This is a genomic window from Pseudomonas sp. GW821-FHT07E12, from assembly GCF_058986605.1.
Window position 1 is genome coordinate 150,436 of sequence record NZ_JBYSVX010000004.1, and the last position, 24,682, is coordinate 175,117.

Annotated in this window: 17 protein-coding genes; 14 read left to right on the forward strand and 3 right to left on the reverse strand. The window is 66.4% G+C overall.

The window, feature by feature from the left end:
- Window positions 1-7: 7 nt before the first annotated feature.
- The 11 genes from AC3WJE_RS04530 (at window position 8) to AC3WJE_RS04580 (ending at window position 16,715) form a co-directional block, all read left to right on the forward strand.
- Complete coding sequence (locus AC3WJE_RS04530) at window positions 8-1,888, forward strand: type IV pilus secretin PilQ (RefSeq protein WP_493729586.1); 1,881 nt, start codon at window positions 8-10, stop codon at window positions 1,886-1,888.
- 193 nt (window positions 1,889-2,081) lie between these two features.
- Window positions 2,082-3,095 (forward strand): AAA family ATPase, encoded by a 1,014-nt coding sequence (locus tag AC3WJE_RS04535; protein ID WP_493729625.1) that lies wholly within the window; start codon window positions 2,082-2,084, stop codon window positions 3,093-3,095.
- 40 nt (window positions 3,096-3,135) lie between these two features.
- Window positions 3,136-4,065, forward strand: a complete 930-nt coding sequence (locus AC3WJE_RS04540; RefSeq protein WP_493729587.1) for a DUF58 domain-containing protein — start codon at window positions 3,136-3,138, stop codon at window positions 4,063-4,065.
- Window positions 4,062-4,517 (forward strand): DUF4381 family protein, encoded by a 456-nt coding sequence (locus AC3WJE_RS04545; protein ID WP_493729588.1) that lies wholly within the window; start codon window positions 4,062-4,064, stop codon window positions 4,515-4,517. Before AC3WJE_RS04540 ends, AC3WJE_RS04545 begins: the two co-directional genes overlap by 4 nt.
- Complete coding sequence (locus AC3WJE_RS04550; protein WP_493729589.1) at window positions 4,514-5,524, forward strand: vWA domain-containing protein; 1,011 nt, start codon at window positions 4,514-4,516, stop codon at window positions 5,522-5,524. Before AC3WJE_RS04545 ends, AC3WJE_RS04550 begins: the two co-directional genes overlap by 4 nt.
- Complete coding sequence (locus tag AC3WJE_RS04555) at window positions 5,521-7,305, forward strand: vWA domain-containing protein (protein ID WP_493729590.1); 1,785 nt, start codon at window positions 5,521-5,523, stop codon at window positions 7,303-7,305. Before AC3WJE_RS04550 ends, AC3WJE_RS04555 begins: the two co-directional genes overlap by 4 nt.
- Window positions 7,302-9,014: a BatD family protein gene (locus AC3WJE_RS04560; protein WP_493729591.1), complete on the forward strand. Its 1,713-nt coding sequence runs from the start codon at window positions 7,302-7,304 to the stop codon at window positions 9,012-9,014. The genes AC3WJE_RS04555 and AC3WJE_RS04560 overlap by 4 nt, the downstream gene beginning before the upstream one ends.
- Window positions 9,015-9,098: 84 nt before the next feature.
- The gene (locus AC3WJE_RS04565; protein WP_493729592.1) at window positions 9,099-10,403 is read left to right on the forward strand and encodes a dicarboxylate/amino acid:cation symporter; all 1,305 of its coding nucleotides are present in this window, start codon (window positions 9,099-9,101) and stop codon (window positions 10,401-10,403) included.
- A 256-nt stretch (window positions 10,404-10,659) separates the two neighbouring features.
- Window positions 10,660-12,657, forward strand: a complete 1,998-nt coding sequence (gene tkt, locus AC3WJE_RS04570; protein ID WP_493729593.1) for a transketolase — start codon at window positions 10,660-10,662, stop codon at window positions 12,655-12,657.
- Window positions 12,658-12,821: 164 nt separating this feature from the next.
- Window positions 12,822-14,906 carry a TonB-dependent siderophore receptor gene (locus tag AC3WJE_RS04575; RefSeq protein ID WP_493729594.1) on the forward strand — a complete coding sequence of 695 codons (2,085 nt, stop codon included), beginning with the start codon at window positions 12,822-12,824 and terminating at the stop codon, window positions 14,904-14,906.
- A 285-nt stretch (window positions 14,907-15,191) separates the two neighbouring features.
- Window positions 15,192-16,715, forward strand: a complete 1,524-nt coding sequence (locus AC3WJE_RS04580) for an alpha/beta hydrolase (protein ID WP_493729595.1) — start codon at window positions 15,192-15,194, stop codon at window positions 16,713-16,715.
- A gap of 818 nt (window positions 16,716-17,533) precedes the next feature.
- Here AC3WJE_RS04580 and dgcN read toward each other — a convergent pair.
- On the reverse strand, window positions 17,534-18,526 hold the full coding sequence (dgcN, locus tag AC3WJE_RS04585) for an N-acetyltransferase DgcN (protein WP_493729596.1): 993 nt from the start codon (window positions 18,524-18,526) through the stop codon (window positions 17,534-17,536).
- 215 nt (window positions 18,527-18,741) lie between these two features.
- Between dgcN and AC3WJE_RS04590 the strand changes: the two genes are divergently transcribed.
- The 3 genes from AC3WJE_RS04590 to AC3WJE_RS04600 are packed head-to-tail and all read left to right on the forward strand — an operon-like array spanning window position 18,742 to window position 22,578.
- Window positions 18,742-20,181, forward strand: coding sequence for an amidase family protein (locus tag AC3WJE_RS04590; protein WP_493729597.1), 1,440 nt, complete (start codon window positions 18,742-18,744; stop codon window positions 20,179-20,181).
- A 2-nt stretch (window positions 20,182-20,183) separates the two neighbouring features.
- Entirely contained in the window at window positions 20,184-21,287 is a 1,104-nt protein-coding gene (locus tag AC3WJE_RS04595) for a helix-turn-helix domain-containing protein (protein WP_493729598.1), read from the forward strand.
- A 1-nt stretch (window position 21,288) separates the two neighbouring features.
- Window positions 21,289-22,578 (forward strand): spinster family MFS transporter, encoded by a 1,290-nt coding sequence (locus tag AC3WJE_RS04600; protein ID WP_493729599.1) that lies wholly within the window; start codon window positions 21,289-21,291, stop codon window positions 22,576-22,578.
- On the opposite strand, the gene AC3WJE_RS04605 is transcribed toward AC3WJE_RS04600, so the two are convergent.
- Together AC3WJE_RS04605 and AC3WJE_RS04610 are read right to left on the reverse strand one after the other, a co-directional pair.
- Complete coding sequence (locus AC3WJE_RS04605) at window positions 22,547-24,004, reverse strand: N-acyl-D-amino-acid deacylase family protein (protein WP_493729600.1); 1,458 nt, start codon at window positions 24,002-24,004, stop codon at window positions 22,547-22,549. The genes AC3WJE_RS04600 and AC3WJE_RS04605 overlap by 32 nt on opposite strands.
- A 4-nt stretch (window positions 24,005-24,008) precedes the next feature.
- Complete coding sequence (locus tag AC3WJE_RS04610) at window positions 24,009-24,617, reverse strand: FMN-binding negative transcriptional regulator (RefSeq protein WP_493729601.1); 609 nt, start codon at window positions 24,615-24,617, stop codon at window positions 24,009-24,011.
- Window positions 24,618-24,682 lie beyond the last annotated feature (65 nt).

The window sequence follows — 24,682 nt, forward strand, 5'->3', positions numbered from 1 at the left end:
TAGCACGATGACTTTTTTCAAAGCCCTGAGCCTGCGCCCCACACGGCGTCGAGCGACGATCCGGGCGTGCGCGTTGGGGTTCGCGCTCGCTCTGGCGAGTGGCTCTTCGTTGGCGGCGACCGGAACGGGTGATCTCAATGCCCATGATCCTGCCAAGGCGCTACCGGCGACGGTGTCGGTCTCGAAGATCGACTTCAAGCGTGGCGAGGATGGCTCGGGTCGCGTGATCCTGCAGTTCGACGGTCAGGGCGCGAGCCCGGACCTGCGCACGCAGGGCAACAGCGTGCTGATCGATGTCGGCAACGCCAAGCTGCCGCCCGAGCTGCAGAAACCGCTGAACGTGGCCGATTTCGCCACGCCGGTGCAGCGCATCGACGCCAAGCCGTCCGGCAACGGTTCGCAGCTGGTGCTCAGCACCAACGTGCCGTTCGAGTCGTTGGCTTACCAGAGCGGCAACGAGTACGTGGTCGAGATCGCCCCGCGCAAGGGTGAGCCGGCGATGGGCGCGGTCAGCGCCGACTCGGTCGGCAAGGCAGCGGCGCAGATCGCATCGCGCGGCTACAGCGGTCGCCCGGTGACGTTCAATTTCCAGGACGTGCCGGTGCGCACCGTGCTGCAGTTGATCGCCGAGGAATCCAACCTCAACGTGGTGGCGGCGGACACCGTGCAGGGCAATGTGACCCTGCGTCTGGTCAACGTGCCGTGGGACCAGGCGCTGGACATCGTGCTGCGCGCCAAGGGCCTGGACAAGCGCCGCGACGGCGCCGTGATCTGGGTCGGTCCGCAGGCCGAGCTGGCCAAGTTCGAACAGGACAAGGAAGACGCGCGCATCGCGATCGAGAACCGCGAAGACCTGATCACCGATTACATCCAGATCAACTACCACTCCGCGACGGCGATCTTCAAGGCGCTGACCGAGGCCAAGGGTATCGGTGGCAGTGGTGGCGGCGGCGGCGGTGGCAGCGGCCAAAACGAGAATGGCTTCCTGTCCTCGCGTGGGCGTGTGGTCGCCGACGAGCGCACCAACATGCTGATGATCAGCGACATCCCGAAGAAGGTCGCGCAGATGCGCGAGCTGATCAGCCATATCGACCGCCCGGTCGACCAGGTGCTGATCGAGGGGCGCATCGTCATCGCGACGGACACTTTCGCGCGTGATCTTGGCGCCAAGTTCGGTATTGGTGGTACGCACACGTCCGGCAGCAACGTTTCGACGATCGGCAGCACCGCCACGGGCGGTGGTACTGCCGCGACGCGCGGGTTGAATGTCGACCTGGGTGTCGATAGCACCGGCATCTTCACCAGTGGTGGCGCCCCTAGCCTGGCATATACGTTGCTTGGCTCGAACTTCAATCTGGATCTTGAGCTGTCCGCATTGCAGGAGGAAGGTCGTGGCGAGGTCATTTCCAATCCGCGCATCGTCACCGCCAACCAGCGCGAGGGTGTGATCAAGCAGGGTAAGGAAATCGGCTATGTGACCATTACTGGCGGCACTGGCGGTACGGCCGCCACGCCGAACGTGCAGTTCAAGGAAGTGCTGCTGGAGCTGAAGGTGACGCCGACCATCACCAACGACAACCGCGTCTTCCTGAACATGAACGTCAAGAAGGACGAGGTGGACTCCTACATGACGCTGGCCGACTACGGCACCGTGCCGATCATCAACCGCCGCGAGATCAATACGGCGGTGTTGGTGGATGACGGCCAGACCGTGGTGGTAGGCGGCGTCTACGAGTTCACCGACCGCAGCAGCGTGAGCAAGGTGCCGTTCCTGGGCGATATCCCGTTCCTGGGCAACCTGTTCAAGAAGCGCGGCAAGAGCAAGGAAAAGGCCGAGCTGCTGATCTTCGTCACGCCGAAGGTGTTGCGCGTCGCGAAGGCTGGCTGATCGGTTGCACCATAGTGTCGCGAGGGGCCGCCAGCGTGCGGCCCTTCGCATTGTTGTGAGTCCATCACAAGAACGGCGCTCATCCATGTGCGCTGGGTTCTTCATTCTGGATCCCGGCTGAGCGACGATGTTGCATGAACGCGGCCCGGGCTGAACCAAACCGGCGCGGATGGGTCAAACTGGGCCTATGAACATGCCTCCCCAGCTCTCCACCGAACCTCTGGACAGCGCCGGCCATGCCCGGTTGCATGCCGCCTTCATTGATCTTCGCGATGCGCTGTCGGCCCGGATCATCGGCCAGTCCGCATTGGTCGAGCGCCTGCTGATCGCGCTGCTGGCCGACGGCCATCTGCTGGTCGAGGGCGCGCCAGGCCTGGCCAAGACCACCGCGATCCGCGCGCTGGCCGCGCGCCTCGATGCGGATTTCGCACGGGTCCAGTTCACCCCCGACCTGCTGCCGGCCGACCTCACCGGCACCGAGATCTGGCGCCCGCAGGAAGGCCGTTTCGAGTTCGTGCCGGGCCCGATCTTCCATCCGATCCTGCTTGCCGACGAGATCAATCGCGCCCCGGCCAAGGTGCAGTCGGCGCTGCTGGAGGCGATGGGCGAACGTCAGGTCACGGTGGGCCGGCACACCTATGCGCTGCCGCAGCTGTTCCTGGTGATGGCTACGCAGAATCCGATCGAACAGGAAGGCACGTTCCCGTTGCCGGAGGCGCAGCTGGATCGCTTCCTGATGCACGTGCGGATCGGCTATCCGCAGGTCGATGCCGAGACCGAGATCCTGCGGTTGGCGCGCGACAGTGCCCGCGAGGTGCTCGACAAGACCGAGCATGCGCCGTCGAAGATGCCGCTGGACGACGTTTTCGCCGCGCGTCGGGCGGTGCTGTCGTTGCATCTGGCGCCGCAGTTGGAGCGCTATCTGATCGAGATCGTGCTGGCCTCGCGCGATGCGCAGCGTTACGACCCGGCGCTGGCGCGGCGGATCGCCTGGGGCGCGAGCCCGCGCGGGTCGATCGCACTGGAGCGCTGCGCGCGTGCGCGTGCGTGGCTGGCCGGGCGTGATTACGTGACGCCTGATGACGTGCGTGCGGTGGCACCGGATGTGCTGCGCCATCGTGTGCTGCCCAGCTACGAGGCGATCGCGGAGGGTTGGGATGGCGAGCGCCTGGTGCAGGCGTTGCTCGACCATATTCCATTGCCCTAGCTGCGATGAGTGAGCTGATTGCGGGCGAGGGATGCGGCTAATGACGGCACCGATTGCGATATCGCCGGTCATCGACGGTGACGGCATCCGCCCCACGTTGACCGAACTGGTGGCGTTGAAGCGGACCGCCTCACGGCGTCCGCCGCCGCGGCGCGGGCGTTACGGGCTGGCTGGGCTCGCTCCGGCGCCGCATCGCGGACGCGGGATGGAGTACGCCGAATCGCGTGAGTACGTTGCCGGCGACGATGCGCGCCATATCGATTGGCGTGTCACCGCACGCAGTGGTCGCGCCCACACCAAGCTGTTCCAGGCCGAGCGCGAACAGCTCAGCCTGATCGTCGCCGACACTGCGCCTGCGCTCTATTTCGGCACGCGGGTGCGCTACAAGTCGGTGCAGGCGGCGCGTGCGGCGGCGGTCGCGGCCTGGTCGGCGCAGCGTCAGGGCGATCGCATCGCTGCGTTGCGTGGCAGTCAGGTCGAAGCGCCGGTGCCGCCGGCCACCGGCCAGCGCGGTGTGCTGCGGGTGCTGGATGCGTTGGTGCGCTGGTATGCGCAGCCGCCGGGCGACGATGCCGGGTTGCCGGTGGCGTTGGATCATGCCGGTCGCTTGCTGCGTCCTGGTGCACGGCTGTACGTGTTTGCCGATGCGGTCAGTGCCGCGCGGGTGCCGTTGGCGCGCTGGGCCGCGCTTGCCGCGCATCACGAGGTGACGGCGGTGTTGCTGGTCGATCCGCTGGAAACCGCGCCGCCGGCCCAGGCGCTGCCGTTTATGGCCGACGGGATGCAGGTGGAGGTCGATCTGGCCGGTGCGGATGGCATGCGGCGATGGCAGCAGCAATTCGCCGAACAGGCTACGGAGCTGCAGCGCGAACTGGCGGCGCGCAGTGTGCGTGCGCACCTGCTGTCCACCGCCGATGCCAGCGATGCCTGGCTGGGCGGCGCGATCGACCGCGATGGGACGTCGCGATGAATCCGTCGCAACTTCCGCTGCGGGACGTGCATCTGCCGGCTTCGCCGCCATGGTGGCCGCCGGCGCCGGGCTGGTGGTTGCTGTTCGGGATCGTCGTGCTGCTGATTGCGCTGGCGGTGGCGGTTGCATGGCGTCGCCGGCGCCGACGTGCACGCTGGCTGGTGGCGTTCGATCAGGAGGTCGCCACCGCGTCGGATGATGCCGGTCGGCTGGCCACGCTGTCGTCGCTGCTGCGCCGTGCCGCGCGTCGGGTCGAGCCGGGTGCGGATCGATTGCAGGGCGAGGCCTGGCTGCGTCTGCTTGATGGCGACAAGCGCCGCGATTTCAGCGAGGGTGTTGGCCGGGTGCTGCTGGACGGTGGCTTCCAGCGCGATCCGCAGGTCGGACGGATCGCACAGGTCGAGGCGTTGGCGCGGCAGCGGTTCATCGAATTGATGGCGGGCCGGCGATGAGCGGGTTCGACCTGAGCCAGTGGTCGCAATGGTTTTCGCAGTTCGCATGGCCGTGGGCGTGGTGCCTGCTGCCGTTGCCGCTGCTGATGAGGCTGTTGCCGCGTGGTGGCGAAGGCCGGGCCGCGTTGCGGGTGCCATACCCCGAGCGGATCCGTGCGCTGGCGCAGGCGACGGGCGCGTCGTATGCGCGCCCCGGGCGATGGTTGGCCTGGTTGGCGTGGGCGCTGCTGTGCGCGGCGTTGGCACGTCCGCAGGAGCTCGGCGAGCCGGTCTCGCCGCCGCAGCAGGCGCGGCAGATGATGCTGGCGGTGGATCTGTCCGGCAGCATGAGCGAGCCGGACATGGAACTCGGCGGTCGCGCGGTCGATCGCCTCACGGCGGCCAAGGCGGTGCTGGCCGACTTTCTGGATCGCCGTCAGGGCGATCGTGTCGGCCTGCTGGTATTCGGCCAGCGCGCTTATGCGTTGACGCCGCTGACCGCCGATCTGGCCTCGGTGCGCGAGCAGTTGCGCGACAGCGTAGTCGGCCTGGCCGGGCGCGAAACTGCGATCGGCGATGCGATCGCGTTGTCGGTCAAGCGGCTGCGCGAGCAGCCGCGCGGGCAGCGTGTGTTGATCCTGTTGACCGATGGCGTCAACACTGCCGGCGTGCTCGATCCGCTCAAGGCCGCCGAACTCGCCAAGGCCGAGGGCGTGCGCGTGCACACCATTGCGTTCGGCAGCGACGGCGGTGGCATGTCGTTGTTCGGCATCCCGGTGCAGGCCGGCGACGAAGATCCGGTCGATGAAAAGACGCTGCGCGGTATCGCCGAACAGACCGGCGGACGTTTCTTCCGTGCGCGTGACACCGCCGCGTTGGCCGGGATCTATGCCGAACTCGACCGGCTCGAACCGGTCGCCGCAGCTGCGCCGGCGGTGCAGCCGCGCATCGAGCGCTATGCCTGGCCGCTGGCGATCGCTTGCCTGCTGGCGGCGCTGGCGTTCGTGTTGCCGCGGAGGTGGCGATGAGCGGCTGGCTGCCGGACTGGAATGCGTTCTGGAGCGCGCTGCATTTCTTGCGCCCGGAGTGGTTGTGGGCGCTGTTGGCGTTGCCACTTGCTGCGGCGTTGTGGACGTTGCGACGCCGGCGTGGCGAGGTGTGGAAGCGCAACGTCGACGCGCATTTGCTGCCGCATCTGTTGGTGTCGGGCACGCGCCGTGGCTGGATGGGCCTGGTCGCGCTGCTGCTGGGAATCGCGCTGGCGGTGCTGGCGCTGGCCGGACCGAGCTGGCGCCAGCAGGAGCAGCCGTTGTTCCGTGCGCACCAGCCGCTGGTGATCGCGCTCGATCTGTCTTCGAGCGTGCAGGCCAACGATCTGCCGCCGTCGCGGCTGCTACAGGCGCGCGCCAAGCTCGCCACGCTGCTGCGCGAACGCCGTGGTGGCGACGTGGCGCTGCTGGCGTATGCCGGCGAGAGCTTCACTGTCGCGCCGCTGACCGAGGATGCAGCCAACGTCGCGCTGTTCCTCGATGCGCTGGCGCCGGAGGTGATGCCGGTGGACGGCAAGCGCGCCGATCGCGCGATCGAGGCGGCGAGCTCGCTGCTGATGCAGGCGGGTTATCGCCAGGGCGACATCCTGCTGCTGACCGACCAGGCCGACGCGAGTGCGCGCACTGCCGCCGGCGATGCGCTGCGCGGTGGTTTCCACGTGTCCGCGCTGGGGTTGGGGACCGGCGGTGGTGGCGCCTACATGAACGCGCAGGGCCGGATCGAGCAGGCGCGGCTTGATGAGAGTTCGCTGCACGCGCTGACCAGCAGCGGTGGTGGTCGCTATGCGCGATTGACGATCGACGATGCTGATCTGCGTGATCTGGGCGTGCTGGAACCGGGACGCGCGCAGGCAGCTGGCAGTGAGTCGACCAGCGGCCAGAGCTGGCTCGACGAGGGTTATTGGCTGCTGCCGCCGCTGATGCTGCTGGCCTTGCTGGCGTTCCGTCGGCGCGGTGCGGTGGCGTCGATGTTGGCGCTGGGTCTGTTGCTGCCGCTGGCGATGCCGGCGCGGGCGGCCGAGCAGGGCGGCTGGTGGCGTCGCGCCGATCAGGTCCAGCAGCAGCGCGTCGAAACCGGCGTGCAGGCCTATCGCAAGGGCGATTTCGCCGCAGCGCAGAAAGCCTTCGATGGCATCGATCGCGACGAGGCGCAGTACAACCTCGGCAACGCGCTGGCGCGGCAGGGCCACTACGACGAGGCGATCGCCGCCTACGACCGCGCGCTCAAGCTGCATCCGGACATGCCCGATGCGGTCGCCAACCGCGCCGCGGTCGAGGCCGCGCGCAAGCGCCAGCAGAACGAGCAGAAGCAGGACCAATCCGGCAACAAGGGCGGGCAACAGCAGCCGTCTTCTTCTCAGGACAAAAGCCAGTCATCGCAGTCGAAGGACGGGCAAACGCCGCCGCAGTCAGGCGATGACGCTCAGCAATCGCAGCAGAACGCGCAGCGCCAGCAGAATCAGCAGGGACAGGACAAGCAGAAGTCGTCGCAATCATCGGATCCGAAGACCGAGGACGCCAAGGCACAGCAGCAGGCCAACCAGGCACAGCAGCAGCGCATGCAGCAGGCACTGGCGCAGCAGGATCCGTCGCACCGCGAAGATGGAAAGGCGGCGGAAGCGGCCGAAGAAACGCCGCCGCAGCGCGAGCAGCGTCAGGCCATCGAAGCATGGATGCGGCGTGTGCCCGATGATCCGGGCAATCTGCTGCGCACCAAGTTCCGGCTCGAATACGAACGCAGGCAACGGGAAGGGCAATGAATTCACCTCGACAGCCGCTGCGATGGATGCGTGGGACGCTCATGCTGCTGTTGGCGCTGGCCGCCGGCATGGCGCAGGCGGACACGCGCGCGTGGCTGGATCGCGACACGGTCGGTGTCGGCGAGCCGGTCATGTTGAACATCGAGACCGACCAGGGTTCGGTCATGCCGGATTACTCGCCGTTGCGCGGCGCTTTCTCGCTGAGCAGCGAGAACAGCAGCCGGCAGATGCAGATGGTGAACGGTGCAGTGTCGGTGCGCTCGCTGTTCGGCGTGATGCTGACGCCGCGCCAGGCCGGTGAGCTGACGATCCCGGCGTTGCGGGTCGGCAATCAGATGACCTCGCCGCTGCGGTTGAACGTGTCGGCTGCCACCGTCAGCGCTGCGCCTGCCGGTGTGCAGGGCAACGAGGTGGTGTTCGTCGAGACCGTGGTGGACGACAAACAGCCTTACGTGCAGCAGAGCGTGGGCGTGGTGGTGCGGTTGTACTTCGCGACCCAGTTGGCTTCGGGCGAACTGAACCTGGATACGCCGGACGGTGCCTCGCTGCAGCGGATCGGTGACGACGTCAGTTCGGTCAAGACGATCAACGGCCGCCAGTACAACATGGTCGAACGGCGCTTCCTGCTGGTGCCCGAGCGCAGCGGGCCGTTGACGCTGCCGGGCGCGAGCTTCAATGGGCGCGCGGTGGCCGGCTTCTTCGACGATTTCTTCGACCGCGGCAACGGTACGCTGAACGCGCGTGGCGCCAACCAGACCTTGCAGGTGCGTGCGCAACCGGACAGCGCGCCGCAGCCATGGTTGCCATTGCATGACCTGCGCCTGCGCTACACCGGTTCGCCGCAACAGGCCACCGCCGGGCAGGCGGTGCAGGTGGTGGTGGAAGCCACGGCCGAGGGCGCGACCCGCGCGCAGTTCCCGGATCTGCCGACGCCGGCGGTGGCCGACGCGCAGGTATTCGCCGAACCGGCGCAGTACGACGAGCATTTCGTCGGCGGCACGCCGCAGCTCAAGCTCACGCGCCGCTATTCGATCGTGCCCAACCGGGCCGGCGCATTGGTGGTGCCGGGGTTGCGCATGGCGTGGTGGGATGTGGCCGCCGGTAGCGCGCGTGAGGCGCGCCTGCCGGACATCACGCTGCAGGTGGCGCCCGGCACTGGCGGTTTCGCCGCGCCGCCGCCTTCGCCGACGCAGGCCGAGCCGGCGGCGTCCGATTCAGTGGCGGCGGACAGCAGCGTGTCCGGCACTGCGCCCGCGTCGGCATCACGCCCCTGGCTATGGATCGGGCTGGCCGGCCTGTTCGCGCTGCTCTGGCTGGCGACGCTGGCGTGGTTGCTGTGGCAGCGTCGCGGCGTGTCGCGTGCGATCGCATCTTCGGCGGTGCTCGCTGGCGGCAGCCCGGTTGCGCCGCCGCCGTCGCGCTACAGCCTGGCGGATCTGCGCCGGGCGCTGGATTCCGGCGGTCTGGACGAGGCCGGGCAGATGCTGTGCGCGATGGGCGGCGTGTCCGACCTCGATCAGGTGGCCGCGAAACTGGATTCCGAAGCGCAGCGCGAGGCGATCGTGCGCTTGCAGCGGGCACGCTGGGCCGGCGAGGGCGATGTGATCGGCGCCCGTCAGGCCTTGCGCGAGGCGTTCCGGCAGGGGCCGCGCTGGCATGTGGCGGCGGGGTTGAAGCGCACGGAGCTGGATCCGTTGTATCCGCGCTGAGGGGCCCCTACCCGTCGCGAATGAGGGGGCGGACGCGCTGCTTTGTTAAGCTCGGGGTTTGCCACACTTCGCAGGTAGCGCCCGATGAGCCCAGTTCCGTCCACGCCACGCAAGACCCTTCCACTGCATTGGAAGATGGGAATCGGCTTCGGCGCGGGCCTGTTGCTGGGACTGGCAAGCTACTACTTGGCCGGCGCCGATGCCGGCTGGGTGCGCGGCTTGACCACCTGGGTCACCACGCCGCTGTCCACGCTGTTCCTCAATCTGATCTTCATGTTGATCGTGCCGCTGCTGTTCTCGGCGCTGGTGATGGGCGTGTCCGAGATGGGCGACATCCGCGCGCTCGGCCGGATCGGCTGGAAGACGCTGGGCTACACCATCGTGCTGTCCGGTATCGCGGTGCTGCTCGGGTTGGTGCTGGTCAACGTGCTCAAGCCGGGCGCCGGCGTGGACCCGCAGCTGGCGCAGCAACTGCTGACCGAGAACGCCGAGCGCAGCCGCGAGATCGTCGCCGCCACCGGCACCCAGCCCAAGGGCATGGACATGCTGCTGTCGATCGTGCCGAGCAACGTGGTCGAGGCGGCCTCCAGCAACGGCGCGATCCTGTCGCTGATGTTCTTCGCGGTGATGTTCGGCGTCGGCATGGTGCTGGCGCCGCAGGACAAGGTGGAAACGCTCAGGCGCGGCATCGAGGGCATCTTCGAGATCTCGATGACGCTGATCGGGTTGGTGATCCGGCTGGCGCCCTACGCGGTGGCCTGTTTCATGTTCAACCTGGCGGCGCTGTTCGGTTTCGATCTGCTGGTGAAACTGGGCGCTTACGTCGGCGTGGTGGTGCTGGCGCTGGGCCTGCACATGGTGGTCACCTATGGCATCGCGGTGTGGTTCGCCGGGCGTTCGCCGCTGACGTTCTTCCGTGAGACCCAGGAAGCGACGGTGATGGCGTTTTCCACCGCCTCCAGCAACGCCACGCTGCCGACCGCGCTGCGCGTGGCCGACCAGATGGGCCTGCCGCACAAGGTTTCGCGCTTCGTGCTGACGGTGGGCGCGACCGCCAACCAGAACGGCACCGCGTTGTTCGAAGGCGTGACGGTGATCTTCCTGGCGCAGTTCTTCGGCGTGGAACTGAGCCTGTGGCAGCAGTTCACGGTGATGCTGGTGTGCATCCTCGGTGGCATCGGCACCGCCGGTGTGCCGTCCGGCTCGCTGCCGGTGGTGGCGCTGATCTGCGCGATGGTGGGCGTCAACCCGGTCGGCATCGGCCTGATCCTGGGCGTGAACCATTTCCTCGACATGTGCCGCACCGCGCTCAACGTCACCGGCGATCTGGCGCTGACCACGCTGGTGGCCAAGGGTGAGAGCGACGAGGCGCCGCGGGTAGCCAGCTAGGGCGCTCTCGGATCGATGGCCCCCTCGTAGGAGCGGCTTTAGCCGCGATGGGGCTTTCACGCAGGTCTCTCCGCAAAAAACCGCACCCCCATGTGCGGGGGGGCGAATGGGAAAGCCCCATCGCGGCTGAAGCCGCTCCTACGGGGAGCATGGGGGCCGAGTCCGATATGACTTATCCGGACAGGGGTGGGACAATGCCGGGCCCGGGCGCCGTGCGGTGCCCGTCCCGCCGCCTTCGGAAAGTCCCTCGCTGCCCATGACCCAGCCCACCCGCCGCCAGCTGGCCAACGCCATCCGTTTCCTCGCCGCCGATGCGGTGCAAGCCGCCAATTCCGGTCATCCGGGCATGCCGATGGGCATGGCCGATATCGCCGAAGTGCTGTGGAACGACTTCCTGCGCCACAACCCGAGCGATCCGAAGTGGTTCAACCGCGATCGTTTCGTGCTCTCCAACGGTCACGGTTCGATGCTGCAGTACGCGCTGCTGCACCTGACCGGCTATGACCTGCCGATCGAGGAGCTCAAGCGCTTCCGTCAGCTGCACAGCCGCACCGCCGGTCATCCCGAGCGCAGCGAGACTCCCGGCGTGGAGACCACCACCGGTCCGCTCGGTCAGGGCTTCGCCAATGCGGTCGGCTTCGCACTGGCCGAGAAGCTGCTGGCGCAGCGCTACAACCGTCCCGAGCACGCGATCGTCGATCACCGTACCTGGGTGTTCATGGGCGATGGCTGCCTGATGGAAGGCATCTCGCACGAGGCGGCGTCGCTGGCCGGTACCTGGGGCCTGGGCAAGCTGGTGGCGTTCTGGGACAACAACCACATCTCGATCGACGGCAACACCGACGGCTGGTTCACCGACAACACGCCGGAACGCTTCGAGGCGTACGGCTGGCACGTGGTGCGTGACGTCGACGGACACAACGCCGACAGCATCAAGGCCGCGATCGAAACCGCCATCGCCGAGGACGGCAAGCCGACGCTGATCTGCTGCCGCACCATCATCGGCTTCGGTTCGCCGAACAAGGCCGGCAAGGAGTCCTCGCACGGCGCCGCGCTGGGCAAGGACGAGCTGGAAGCGACCCGCAAGGCGCTGGACTGGCCGTATGGCCCGTTCGAGATCCCGCAGGAGATCTACGACGGTTGGCGCGCCACCGGTGCCGGTGCGCTGCGTCAGGCCGAATGGGAGCAGGCGTTCGACAAGTACGCGCGCCAGTACCCGGCTGAATCGGCCGAACTGACCCGCCGTTCGCACGGCGATCTGCCGGCCGATTTCATCGGTCAGGCTGATGCGTTCATCGCCAAGGTCCAGGCCGATGGTCAGACCATCGCCTCGCGCAAGGCTTCGCAGAACACCATCGAGGCGTTCGCGCCGCTGCTGCCGGAACTGGTCGGCGGTTCGGCCGATCTGGCGCATTCGAACCTGACCTTGTGGAAGGCCAGCAAGTCGGTCGCCACCGATGATCCGAACGCCAACTACGTCTACTACGGTGTGCGCGAGTTCGGCATGACCGCGATTGCCAATGGTCTTGCGCTGCATGGCGGGTTCCTGCCGTTCGATGCGACCTTCCTGGTGTTCAGCGACTACGCGCGCAATGCGGTGCGCATGGGCGCGCTGATCCCGGCACATGCGATCCACGTCTACACGCACGATTCGATCGGCCTGGGCGAGGACGGCCCGACCCATCAGCCGGTCGAGCATCTGGCCTCGCTGCGCTACATCCCGAACAACGACGTGTGGCGTCCGTGCGATGCGGTCGAGTCGGCGGTGTCGTGGAAGGCGGCGATCACCCGCCAGAACGGTCCGAGCTGCCTGGTATTCAGTCGCCAGAACCTACAGCACCAGCCGCGTACCGCCGATCAGGTGAGCCAGATCGAGCGTGGCGGCTACGTGCTGGCCGACAGCGAAGGCCATCCGGAGCTGATCCTGATCGCCACCGGTTCGGAAGTGGGCCTGGTGGTGGAAGCGAAGAAGCTGCTGGACGCCGAAGGCATCAAGACCCGCGTGGTGTCGATGCCCTCGACCGACGTGTTCGATCGCCAGGACGCGGCCTACCGCGAAGCGGTGCTGCCGAACGCGGTGCGCAAGCGTGTGGCGGTGGAGGCTGGCGTGACCGCGTTCTGGCGCCAGTACGTGGGCCTGGACGGCGCGGTGGTCGGTATCGACACGTTCGGTGCCTCGGCGCCGGCCGATGAGCTGTACAAGTATTTCCGCATCACCACCGCGCACGTGGTGGAGGCCGCCAAGGCGCTGTAAGTCTTCGCTGCGGATTGCCATGACGGAAGGGCCGGCGCGAGCTGGCCCTTCTGTTGTGTGCCGCGATGCCCTCGATGCTAAAAGAGCTGCCTTGTCCGCAAAGTACGACAGGGGCATGACAAGACAGCCTCAACACATCAAGGGGAACGTGGGAGAGTCGAGTCATGCGGTACTGCATTTGCTTGCTCCTGGGTGTCGGTCTGAACCTGCCAGTCGTCGCCACTGCGTACGCACAAACGGCCACGGAACCTGCGCAGAAAGACGATGAACCCGTCGAACTGGGTAGTGTCATCGTGGTCGGTTCTGCGGAAACGCAGGTCAGCAAGACCGGAACCGCCCTGCTCGATGTGCCGCAGAACATCCAGGTGTTGTCGGGCCAGCTCCTGCAGGAGCAGGGCGTCTCGGTCCTCGAAGACGGGTTGCGCAATGTTGCCGGCGTATCGGTCGGCGGTTATGCACGGGCCTACGATTTCTTCCGGATCCGCGGTTTCGAAGCCTGGCAGTACACCCAGCTCGACGGGCTTCCGCGCACGGTGTCGTTGAACATCGAGCCGAACGCGCTGGAGCGGGTCGAAGTCATCAAGGGCCCGGCCTCGGTGTTGTACGGACGCGGCGCGCCGGGTGGCGTGGTGAACCTGGTCAGCAAACGTCCCGAGTCGATGACGTTTGCCGACGTGTCGGTGACCGGCGGCAGCTTCGATACGTTGATCGGCACCGCGGACTTGAACAAGGTCTTCGATTCGGACGGCGAGGTCGCCGGGCGCTTGAATCTGGTCTATCGGCGCGAAGGCAGTCATATCGACTACACCAAGGGCGTGGAGCGGCTGTATGTGGGCCCGGCGCTGCGGTGGGTCTATTCGGATGTCGGCGACATCACCTTTCTGGCGTCGTTGACGCGCGAATGGAACGAGCTGGTGCCGGCGCAACCGGCCACCGGCTACATCCAGTACAACCCCAACGGCCGGCTCTCGCGCAGCCTGTTCATCGAAGATCCGGACAATCCGCCGACCATCGACCAGAAGCACATCACCGCCGGCTACGAATGGAACACGCGCTTCACCGATGCGATCCGGTTCCAGCAGAACCTGCGTTTCACCTGGACCGATCTGGACTGGTACAACATCTACCAGCCGCTCTCGTTGTCCGATGACCAGCGCACACTGACGCTCTACACGGCTGATCTGATCGAGAAGCGCCACGCCTTCGGCGTCGATAGCCGCGTGATGGGCAGCTTCGGCACCGGCGCGGTGACGCATGAGGTCACCCTCGGTCACGAGTATCGCGATGAGAGCGTGGACCGGGTCGACTATCTCGGCGGGTTCTATCCGGGCGTGCAGTTCGATCTGTTCAATCCCGACTACAGCGTGTTCGTGCGTCCGGAGATGACGGCGTATCCGTCGACATCGGATTCGCGCAGCAATGGCCTGTATCTGCAGGACGAGATCAGCGTGCTCGAACGCACGACGGTGACCCTGGGTGGTCGCTACGATCGTGTTTCTGTCGACAGCGGTACGGGGTGGGTGCACTACGACGCCTTCGTGCCCAGGGTCGGTATCAACCATCGCATCACGCCGGTGCTTGCCGCCTACGTCAGCTACAGCGAATCGTTCAATCCGCAGGTCGGCCTGCGCGACGGGAACGGGAACGCAGTGGAGCCCGAACGCGGCGACCAGTACGAGATCGGGCTGAAACTCGCCACGACCGATGGCCGCTACAACCTGACCACCGCGATCTACGACCTCACCCGCACCAACGTGGCGACCGCGCGGGTGACGCCGCCGGGCACCTATGACGTCACCGGCCGCCAGCGCGCGAAGGGCTTCGAGCTTGATGCGCAGCTGCGCCCGCTGCCGGGCTTGCAGCTGATCGCGTCCTACGCCTACACCGATGCCAAGGTGCTGGAGGACAACGTGCAGGCGGTCGGTTCGCGTCCGCTGAATTCGCCGAAGCAGACCACCAGCCTGTGGGCCAAGTACACCTTCCAGGAAGGCACGCTGGCTGGGCTTGGCCTGAGCCTCGGCGGCAGCCATTACTCGGATCAGGCGGGCGATGCGGCCAACAGTTTCTTCCTGCCGTCCTATACGCTGCTCAATGCCAACGTGAGTTACGACATCGGAGGAAGGACGTGGCTGCAATTGAACATCTCCAACCTGACCGACGAGTACGCCGCGGTGGGATCGCTATTGCCGCTGTACGTGACCTATGCCACGCCGCGGGCATTCCGCTTCACCATCGGTCATCGATTCTGATTCTGCCGGAGGTAAGGGCGTGTCATTAGTTCCCGAACAGGTCGCGTTGGGTCTGGAAGGCCGTCAGCCGGTGTTGCGTGGCGCAGCGCCTGACTGGCCGTCAGGTCAAGCCGCGCGGCGCCGGCTGGCGGCTTTCCAGGCCCAACCCGAAGGGCCGTTCCTACGCGTGCCCGGGACTGCGTCATCACTCGGTCGTGGACGGACGTCCACTTCCTCCCTCTTCCTTGTCCCGAACACGCGCAGGAACGGCGCGACCTGTTCGGGAACTAATGACACGCCCTCAGCATGCAGTTGATCGATCTCGCGACACTGCTTGCCCTGTTGCTCGCGCTGGGTGCACTGGTTTTGCGGCGCAGGTCGCTCGTCTGGGCGATCTGCGCGCTGGGGCTTTCCGTCGCGGCAGTGGTGATGCTGCATTGGCAGGCGGTGCCGGCGGTGGTGGTATCGCTGGGTGCGCTGCTGCTGGTGGGGATTCGTGCGCGTTGGCGTCGCGGTGGATCCCTGCGGCCCGCGCGCTGGCGGCGGGTTGTCGCGTGGATTGCCGTCGTGGTGACGATGGTTGTGGTGGCCGCGCCTTATTACTTGTTTCCGTTGTTCTCGCTACCCGAGCCCGATGGGGCGTATGCGATCGGGACCACCCGGATCGAGCTGGTCGATCCGGCGCGGCACGGCGTGCTTGAAGACGCTCCCGCGCAAGCGCGCCGGATGACGGTGCAGCTGTGGTATCCGGCCGAACCTGGCAGCACGCAACCGCTGGCGCGCTATCTGCCGGTCGAACACATCCGCAGCGAGGGCGCTTCCCTTGCCGAGAACCTCGGCTACAAGCCGTACCAGTTGCTGCATCTGGCGGCGATCACCACTCATTCGCGCTTGGAGGCCGAGCCGAGCCGCGACGGGCATTTTCCGTTGGTCCTGTTCAACCATGGCTACCGGATGTATCCGGCGCAGAACACGCCGTTGTTCGAGCGGCTCGCCAGCCATGGGTACGTGGTGGCCAGCATCAGTCATCCCTATGATTCGGCGCGCATCGATTTCGCCGACGGCAGCAGCACATCCACCACGCCGTTCCAGGTTTCGCCTGCGTTGCTGGATGTAATGGGCAAGCTGGTGCCCAAGTTGGATGTAGAGAATTGGACCGCATTGTTCCCGGCCTACGCGCGTGCGGTGCACGAGGACCGGCTGTCGCGCAGCGAGCAGGCTTGGCAGGACGACACTGCCTTCGTGCTGGCGACGCTGGAGAAGGGCGGTGGTCCGCCGTTGGTCGGCCGTCTGGCTGGGCGTATCGATTTCGCGCGGCTGGCCTATGGCGGCATGTCGTTCGGCGGCGGGGTGGCGGTGAAGTCGTGCGAGGTCGAGCCGCGTTGTCGCGCAGTCTTCAATCTGGATGGTGTGGTGTACGACCCGGCGATGTATGACCACGATGTGCGCGCGCCGTTGTTGCTGCTGCACAGCGATTGGGTGGCACATCCGTTGTTCCTGGGGCAGCCGCCCACTGCGGATGTGCATCCGATGGATTTCGCTTATCGGCGCTGGGGTTCGGCTGATGCTGCGCCGGACGACTTCCGCATGCGGGTGAAGACTTCCGCGCATCTGGCGATGACTGATCTGGTGCATCTGACGCGGTGGCCTGGGCGCGAGATGCTTTATGGCACGATCGCGCCGGGTGATATGGAGGAGATACTGGATGATTTCTCGCTGGCGTTTCTTGACACTTATGTGCGAGGGAAGTCTGAGGGATTTCCTGATGCGCAGTTGGGGCGGTGGCCGCTTGTTGAGCGGCATGATCCGCGGGGTGTGAGTTCGCGTTAGGGGGCGCTTTCCGCGTGATCTTTCTACTTCCGCACTATCCAGCTGCCGCCCTCCGTGATCTATCTATCGTCGTCCCCGCGAAGGTGGGGGAGCGACTTCCTCGGCATCTATCTGCCGTCGCCATCTCACTATCGTCATCCCCGCGAACGCGGGAAGCGCTTTTCAGCAGCCGAAGGCTGATCATCCATGGACGTTGCTTCTCGGGTTTGAAGTAACAGCGACAGCGATGGCAACCGCAACCGCCAAGGCTTTCGCTCCTTCGGAGCGAGTTACCTTTCTTTGCTTGTGCAAAGAAAGGTAACCCAAAGAAGCGCTTTTCAGCAGCCGAATGGCTGATCAAGCACACCCCGCCTTCGCGCCCTTCGCTTCGCTACGGGTTCGCGGAGCCAGCGGGATTTTCTGACGCGGCATCCATGCCGCGGCAGAAAACGACGTGCATCCATGCACGTCGCCCTTCGGGTTATTCCCGCCAGCTCCGCCGCTGCGGCAGGGGCCCCGGTAAGTCAAAGTCCAAGGCAACAGCAGCGGCAAAATCACGAGCAACAGCAACAGCAACAGCAACAGCAACAGCAACAGCCAATGCAACTGCCTCTGCCAGAGCCAAAGCGACGGCTACGCACACAGCAATAGCCACAGCATGGGTTTTTCTGTGTACCGATGCGCTCACTTTTACCTCGAACACTTAAAACACCGTCGTCCCCGCGCAGGCGGGGACCCAACGACGTTCGAGTCGATTGCAGTGAACGTCACTGGGCCCCCGCCTGCGCGGGAGCGACGGTAAAGCGTGCTCCGGTCCGTGGTGCGCCCTAACTGGCCGATCAGTTCAACAACACATCAAGAATCCGATCCACGCCGTGGCGGATCGGGTCGCAGCAGGGGAGGCCGGTCTGGCTTTCGATTTCGCGTACCACGGCGTCGATCGAGGCGGGGTCCATGCGTGAGGTGTTGACGCTGATGCCTACGGCGCGGGCGTCGGGGTTGGTCAGGCGTGCGGCGGTTACGTTGGCGTCGATGCAGCGGCGCAGGTCGGGGACTTTGTGGTCGAACCCGAGCAGGTGGGTCCGCACCGGTTCGTGGCATACCACCAGTGCGTCGGGTTGGCTGCCGTGGATCAGGCCCAGGGTCACGCCGGCATAGGCGGGGTGGAACAGCGAGCCTTGGCCTTCGATGACGTCCCAGTGTTGGGCGGGGGCGTCTGGCGACAACCATTCGGCGGCGCCGGAGATGAAGTCGGCTACGACGGCGTCGATGGCGACGCCGCGACCGGAAATCATGATGCCGGTCTGTCCGGTCGCGCGGAAATCGGCGTCGATGCCGCGTGCGCGCAGTCCGGCTTCGATTGCCAGGGCGGTGTATTTCTTGCCGACCGCGCAATCGGTGCCGACGGTCAGCAGGCGCTTGCCGCTGCGCTTGCGTCCGGAGCCGGGCACGAAGCCCTGGGTCGGTTGGCGCAGGTCGTGGACCGCGCGCCCGCTGCGGTCTCTGGCCTCGGCGATGGCGGGGATGTCGTTGAGTCGTTGATGCATGCCGGCGGCGACGTCGAGGCCGCTGTCCAGCGCCTGCACGATGGTGGCCACCCAGTGCTCGGGAATGAAGCCGCCGACGTTGACCACGCCTACGATCATCGTTGCTGCGCCGGCCTGCGCGGCTTGCGCGGGCGTCATCTCGGGAAGCTCGAGGTCGACGCCGCAGCCGGGCAGGCGATGCTGCGCGATGACGTCGGCTGGGCGCCATTGCTTGAGTCCGGCTGCGGTCTTGGCCGCGCTGAATTCGGTGACGTCACCCAGGAACAGCAGATAGGGTTTGCGCACGGTCGATATCCTCGTTTCGGGTCGCGTGATGTGGAGGCCATGGGACTGCATCGACGCGGGGCCCGGCTTTGCAGAAGCGTGGCCTGCTTAGCTGTCCGGCTCGCCCGCGCAATGGCGAACTGACCGGTCCTTTTCGCTAACCGATATGGTCACGGACGCCCCCTAATGCGGTCACCGGGAAAGCGCGGCTTTCCGAATCGATTGCAGAGGGTGGAATGCAGCCAGTGCAGGCATCGTTGCCGGAAACGGGGATCGGATCGAGTGGCGTGGAGGACGCGGCCTGGGAGCTGGCTCGCCTGGACGCACATGACCAGGCTGCGCTGGTGCGCCGGGGCGAGCTGTCGGCGCGTGAGCTGTGCGAAAGCGCGATCGTGCGGATCGAACAGTTGAACCCGGCCTTGAACGTCATCACCCACCGCGACTACGACGCGGCGCTGGTGCGTGCGGAGCGGGCGAGCGGCGAGATGGCGGGCGTTCCATGGCTGCTCAAGGATGGGCTCGACTATCCCGGCATGCCCAACCGCAGCGCCAGCCGCCTGTATCGCGATGCGCCGGCCGGCGAGATCGATTTCGATTTCACCCGCGCGTTCGACGGTGCGGGCCTGGTCGCGCTGGGCAAGACCAACGCGCCCGAGTTCGGGCTGCTGCCGACCACCGAGCCGCTGCTGTACGGCCCGGCGCAGAATCCGTGGGTGCCGGGACGATCGCCGGGGGGCTCGAGCGGTGGCGCGGCAGTGGCGGTGGCGACCGGCATGACGCCTTTCGCGCATGCAGCCGATGGCGGTGGCTCGATCCGCATTCCCGCGTCCTGTTGTGGCGTGGTCGGGCTCAAGCCCGGGCGTGGCGCGACCTTGCGTGCGCGTGCGCCGCACATGATCGAAGACCTGCTCGCCTGCGACATGCTGCTGGCGCGCAGCGTGCGTGATGTCGAATGGGCGATGCGTACGGCCAGCGCGGTGCCTGCGGCGCTGCCGGCGCGACGTGGCAGGAAGCTGCGCATCGCGGTGGCGCTGGAAAGCCTGAATGGCAAGCTGCCGCATCCGCAGGTGCAGGACAGCATCCGTCGCAGCGCGCAGCTGTGCGCGGACCTGGGCCATGAGGTGTTCGAAGCCGGACACATCTACGACGGTCCTGCGGTCCTGCGCGCGTTCAAGACGATCTGGGCCTATCTCGCCCGCGACGTCGCCCAGGGCGCCAGGGCCCGGTTCGGGGATGCGGCCGACAGCTTGGTGGAGCCGTGGACGTTAGGGCTGGCGCGGTGGGCGGAGGGTGTGTCCATCACCGACGCGGACCGGATGATGCAGGCGATCGCCGAAGCACGCGATGCGCTGCAGCGCTTCTTCACCACCGCGGATGTGATTCTTTCGCCGGTATTGGACCGGCCGCCGCTGGCAATCGGCGAGCTCGGCCCCGCCGCAGGGTTCGGACATATCATGGAGCTGATGTTCGACTACGTGTCCTACACCCCGCTGCATAACCTGACCGGACACCCTGCCATGTCGCTGCCGTTGTTTCCCGCACCGGATGACGCACCGATCGGCAGCATGTTCGCGGCGGCTCATGGTGGCGAGGCAACGCTGATCGGGCTGGCCTATCAACTGGAAGCGGCGATGCCGTGGCGCGATCGCTGGCCAGCCGGTGTCAGGGCCAGATGAGCATGACGTCTCCATCGGAGTTGCTGTCGCGCGGTGTCGACGACATGCTCCGGGAGCTGGATGCGTCCAACGCATCCCCCGGCCAGTCCACGCGCATGAGCGATGGTTGGCGACAACCGCTCGCCGGTGGCCTGGGCTTTCGCTACGAATACGACAACAGCGTCGCCACCGGCGGTTGGGAGTTCTACCGCCTGCACAACGGTATCTGCATCGCGCTGGTGCAGATGACGGCCAATCGGCGGATCGTGCGGCGCCACAACACCGGTGACTACGTGGCGCTGTCGGCGGTGCTCGACGGCAACGTGCTGCTGACTGACGACATGAGCGTGGAAGGCGAACTCGCCGACGGCTACTGCACGGTCTACGGCAACGGGCCCGATCGCCCGCTTGAAACCATCTATGAGCCCGGCGAGCAGTTGCGCTGGGTCACGCTCTATTTCGAGCGCTCGCGCTTCTTTGCCCTGACCGGACTGGTCGAGGCGGACGTGCCGGCGGCATTTGCCGAATACATCCACAGCGGCAGCGCGTATGCGTGCCGCAACGTACCGCTGTCGGAACTGGCCTCGCTGACCGCGCACCAGCTCACCGCACCACCGTTTCCCGGCACGTTCCGGCAGTCGTTCATGTCGGCCAAGGCGCTGGAACTGGCCTGCTACATCCTGTTCGGTCTTTCCCAGCCGGAAAGCGAGCTGTTCGGCGGTCGCTTCGAGGCCGAGGACCACCGCAAGATGAAACAGGCGATGGCGATGATCCGCGACAACATCGATGCGCAGATCAGCGTCTACGAAATCGCCGAGGCGGTCGGCATGAGCCGGCATCGCCTGCAGCTGGGTTTCCGCATGATCTACGGTGACACCGTGGGGCGGATCCGCGACAAGCTGCGCATGGAACTGGCGCTGGATCTGATCCGCGATTCGAACCTGTCGATGATCGAGATCGCGCTGGAAACCGGCTACGAGCACGCCGCCAGCTTCACCCGCGCGTTCAAGGCGGCGTTCGGGATCTCGCCGATCCAGATGCGCAAGGTCGCCAACGACGAGCTGCGCGTGCGCAACCTGCCGACGCGCGCGAAGAAGAGCGCAGCGAGCGATGCCGATGGCAATTGACGTGAGCACTTCCACCTCGGCAGCGGGCAAGGGCCTGTCGCGCGGCATGATCGTCGTGCTGCTCAGCTCGATCTATGCGGTCAACTACGTCGACCGGCAGATCGTGGCGATCGTGCTGGAGCACATCAAGCTCGAATTCGCGGTGTCCGATTCGCTGCTGGGATTGCTGGTGGGCCCGGCTTTCGCGTTGTTCTACGCCACGGTCGGCATTCCGATCGCGATCGCGGCGGACCGCACCCATCGTGCGCGCATCGTGGCCGTCGCGCTGGCGTTCTTCAGCCTGATGACGCTGGTCTGCAGCCTGGTGTTGCAGTTCTGGCAGCTGGTGGCGGCGCGTGTGCTGGTCGGCGTGGGCGAGGCGGGTACCGGGCCGGCTTCGCAATCGATCATTTCCGACCTGTATGCGCCGCGCGAACGTGCGACTGCGCAATCGACCTATGCGATCGGTTCGAACATCGGCTTGATGATCGCGTTCTTCGCCGGTGGCTGGATCGCCGATCATTATGGCTGGCGTGCCGCGTTCATCGCGGCCAGCTTCCCGGGTCTGGTGCTGGCGGTGATTGCATGGCTGTGGCTGCGCGAACCTGCGCGCACGGGTGTGTCGGGTGCCGCCGCGGAAGAAGTGAGTACGCGCGACTGCATCGCGTTCCTGTGGCGGCAGCGTTCGTACAAGTACATCGTGCTGGGCACCTCGATGAGTGCGTTCTCCGGTTACGGGATTGCCTCGTTCGTGCCGGCGTTCCTGGTGCGCTCGCACGGCATGACCACCACCGAGGTCGGGCTGAGCTTCGCGCTGATCGTGGGGCTGGGCGGCGGTCTGGGCACGTATTTCTCGGGGCGGATCGCCGATCGCCTGAGCCGTCGCCACGGCATGCGCTGGAGCCTGTATGTGCCGGCGATCGCGGCACTGGTGTCGATGCCGTTCTGGTATCCGTTCTTCCTGTCCGATAGCCGGCTGGTGGCCGTTCTCGCGGCGGTGGTGCCGTTGTCGCTCAGTGCCGCCTTCATCGGCCCGTGCATCGCGGCGATCCAGACGCTCTCGCCCGGCAAGATGCGTGCGCGTGCCGCGGCGATCCAGCTGTTCGTCGGCAACATGATCGGTCTGGGCCTGGGGCCGCAGTTGATCGGCGTGGCCAGCGACCTGCTGCGGCCGGTGCTCGGCCAGGATTCGTTGCGCTACGCGATGATCGCCGGCGCGTTGGCGTCGCTGGTGTCGATCGTGTTCTACGCGCTTGCCGCCCGCCATGTGGCGGCCGACATCAAGCGCGTTGGCGAAGACCCGAACGCCTGATCAGGCGGCCGGCGCACTCGCCGGTGACGCCGTGGCCCTCGCGATAGGTGAGGCGGCCGTTGACCCAGACCGAGACGATGCCGTCGGACAGTTGCGTCGGTTGCTCGTGGTCGGCGCGGTCGATGATGCGGTTCGCATCGAACAGGGTCAGGTCGGCGTAGGCGCCTTCGCGCAGCACGCCGCGCCCGGCCATGCCGAAGGTGGCGGCGGTCAGCCCGGTCATCTTGTGCACGGCGGTGGCGAGGTCGAACAGGCCGACGTCGCGTGCGTAGTGGCCGAGCACGCGCGGGAACGCGCCCCACAGCCGGGGATGAGGACGTTCGTCGTGCGGCAGGCCGTCGCTGCCGACCATCGCCAGGCGGTGGCGCAGGATCCGTTGTACTTCGTTCTCATCCATCGAGAAGTACACCGCGCCGGCCGGCAGCAGGCGGCGAGCGGTTTCGGCGAGCGGCAGGTTCCATTCGGCGGCGATGTCGGCCAGGTCGCGGCCGGCGTATTCGGGATACGGTGTGGACCAGCTGATCCGGGTGCGGATGTCCGGGCGTACCAGATCCGGGCGCAGCGTCGTGCTCGATGCCGAGTAGGGATATACGTCGAGCGCGACGTCGATGTCGGCAGTGGCCGCTTCGATCATCGCCAGGGTGGCGTGTGATTTGCCGAAGTTCTCTGGCGCGGTGCATTTGTGGTGGCTGATGACGACGGGCGCGGATGCATTGCGTCCGGTCGCCAGTGCTTCGCCCACGGCCTGCTCGACCGCGTCGCCTTCGTCGCGCATGTGGGTGGTGTAGATGCCGTCGTGCGCGGGCAGGCAACGCGCCAGTTCGATGACTTCGTTGGTGGACGCATCGCGGTTGGGCACGTACCAGAGCCCGGTCGAGAAACCGGAGGCGCCTTGTTCCAGCGCCTGTTCCAGCCGCGCTTTCATGCGTTCGATCTCGGTGGTGCTGGCTTCGCGCGCGGTGTCGCCGCCCATCGCCTCCCAACGCAGCGGCATGTGGCCTATCAGCGCGAGCGCATTGACGGCCGGCGGCTGTGCGGTGAGGCGTTCGGCATAGGCGGCGAAACTGTCGAAGGTCCACCAGCGTTCGTCGCCGAGCAGATCCAGCGGTGCCGGCGGACGCGAGTGGAACGCGACCGGCGCCAGGCTGATGCCGCAATTGCCGGTGACCACCGTGGTGATGCCCTGCGAGAGCTTGCACAGCATGCTGTCGGCGCCTTGCAGGATCGCCCGGTCGTCGTGGGTATGCGCGTCGATGAAGCCCGGCGCGAGGGTCAATCCGGTGGCGTCTATTTCCTCGCGCGCCGACAGGCCGGTGAGCTTGCCGAGCGCGACGATGCGATCACCCTCGATCGCGAGATCCGCCTCGAATCCCGGTTGCCCGGTGCCGTCGATGATCTGCGCGCCGCGGATGATCAGGTCGGGCATGGTCTCACTCCAGACGCTCGTGGTTGAAGGCTCGCAGCCAATCGACGATTGCATGCGAACCGAGCGCGGCCATGGTGTTCCGCACCACGTCCGGCGGCTCGTCCTGGGCCAGTTTGAAGCGGGCTTTGGTGTTGTGGATCGTGGCGATAAAGGCGATCACATGGCGCTGCAGCAGGTGGTAGCGGTGGCCGATCTCGGCGAGGTTCCAGCGCTCGGGACGGTCGTGTTCCATCCGCTCCACCAGCTGTTCGAGCGAGTGGTCGGTCAGCTCTTCGTGCAGGGCGATGTCGGCGGTGAGGGTGACGTTGGCGAACAGCCAGGTCGGTGCGGAATCGCGGTTGGCGTACCAGCTCGGTGAGGCATAGGCATCCGGGCCCTGGAACAGGATCGCGACCCGGGGCTGCTCGCGCAGCCGGGCGACCAAGGGGTTGGAGCGGGGGATGTGTCCGAGCAGGCCGCCGATATGGCCGTCCGCCTCGGGCAGCGGCAGCAGCGGCAGCTGGCTGGACAGAACTTCGCCGGAGGCGTCGGTGCTGATGATCCAGGCCAGCGGGAAGGCGTCGATCAGCGCACGGATGTCATCGGGTGAACGGGGTCCGAAGCGGTCGCTCATGGTTGGACTCCGCGCGAGGTGGTCGGACCGGAAGAGGAAAGTGGCGTCGTAGGGCTCATGGCGAC

What these genes read in the sequence shown, in the direction of transcription:
- AC3WJE_RS04575 (WP_493729594.1), top strand. Translation starts at nt 12,822, where the DNA reads ATGCGGTACTGCATTTGCTTGCTCCTGGGTGTCGGTCTGAACCTGCCA.
- AC3WJE_RS04555 (WP_493729590.1), top strand. Translation starts at nt 5,521, where the DNA reads ATGAGCGGCTGGCTGCCGGACTGGAATGCGTTCTGGAGCGCGCTGCAT.
- AC3WJE_RS04540 (WP_493729587.1), top strand. Translation starts at nt 3,136, where the DNA reads ATGACGGCACCGATTGCGATATCGCCGGTCATCGACGGTGACGGCATC.
- AC3WJE_RS04550 (WP_493729589.1), top strand. Translation starts at nt 4,514, where the DNA reads ATGAGCGGGTTCGACCTGAGCCAGTGGTCGCAATGGTTTTCGCAGTTC.
- AC3WJE_RS04560 (WP_493729591.1), top strand. Translation starts at nt 7,302, where the DNA reads ATGAATTCACCTCGACAGCCGCTGCGATGGATGCGTGGGACGCTCATG.
- AC3WJE_RS04595 (WP_493729598.1), top strand. Translation starts at nt 20,184, where the DNA reads ATGACGTCTCCATCGGAGTTGCTGTCGCGCGGTGTCGACGACATGCTC.
- AC3WJE_RS04580 (WP_493729595.1), top strand. Translation starts at nt 15,192, where the DNA reads ATGCAGTTGATCGATCTCGCGACACTGCTTGCCCTGTTGCTCGCGCTG.
- AC3WJE_RS04530 (WP_493729586.1), top strand. Translation starts at nt 8, where the DNA reads ATGACTTTTTTCAAAGCCCTGAGCCTGCGCCCCACACGGCGTCGAGCG.
- tkt (WP_493729593.1), top strand. Translation starts at nt 10,660, where the DNA reads ATGACCCAGCCCACCCGCCGCCAGCTGGCCAACGCCATCCGTTTCCTC.
- AC3WJE_RS04610 (WP_493729601.1), bottom strand. Translation starts at nt 24,617, where the DNA reads ATGAGCGACCGCTTCGGACCCCGTTCACCCGATGACATCCGTGCGCTG.
- AC3WJE_RS04605 (WP_493729600.1), bottom strand. Translation starts at nt 24,004, where the DNA reads ATGCCCGACCTGATCATCCGCGGCGCGCAGATCATCGACGGCACCGGG.
- AC3WJE_RS04565 (WP_493729592.1), top strand. Translation starts at nt 9,099, where the DNA reads ATGAGCCCAGTTCCGTCCACGCCACGCAAGACCCTTCCACTGCATTGG.
- AC3WJE_RS04590 (WP_493729597.1), top strand. Translation starts at nt 18,742, where the DNA reads ATGCAGCCAGTGCAGGCATCGTTGCCGGAAACGGGGATCGGATCGAGT.
- AC3WJE_RS04535 (WP_493729625.1), top strand. Translation starts at nt 2,082, where the DNA reads ATGCCTCCCCAGCTCTCCACCGAACCTCTGGACAGCGCCGGCCATGCC.
- AC3WJE_RS04545 (WP_493729588.1), top strand. Translation starts at nt 4,062, where the DNA reads ATGAATCCGTCGCAACTTCCGCTGCGGGACGTGCATCTGCCGGCTTCG.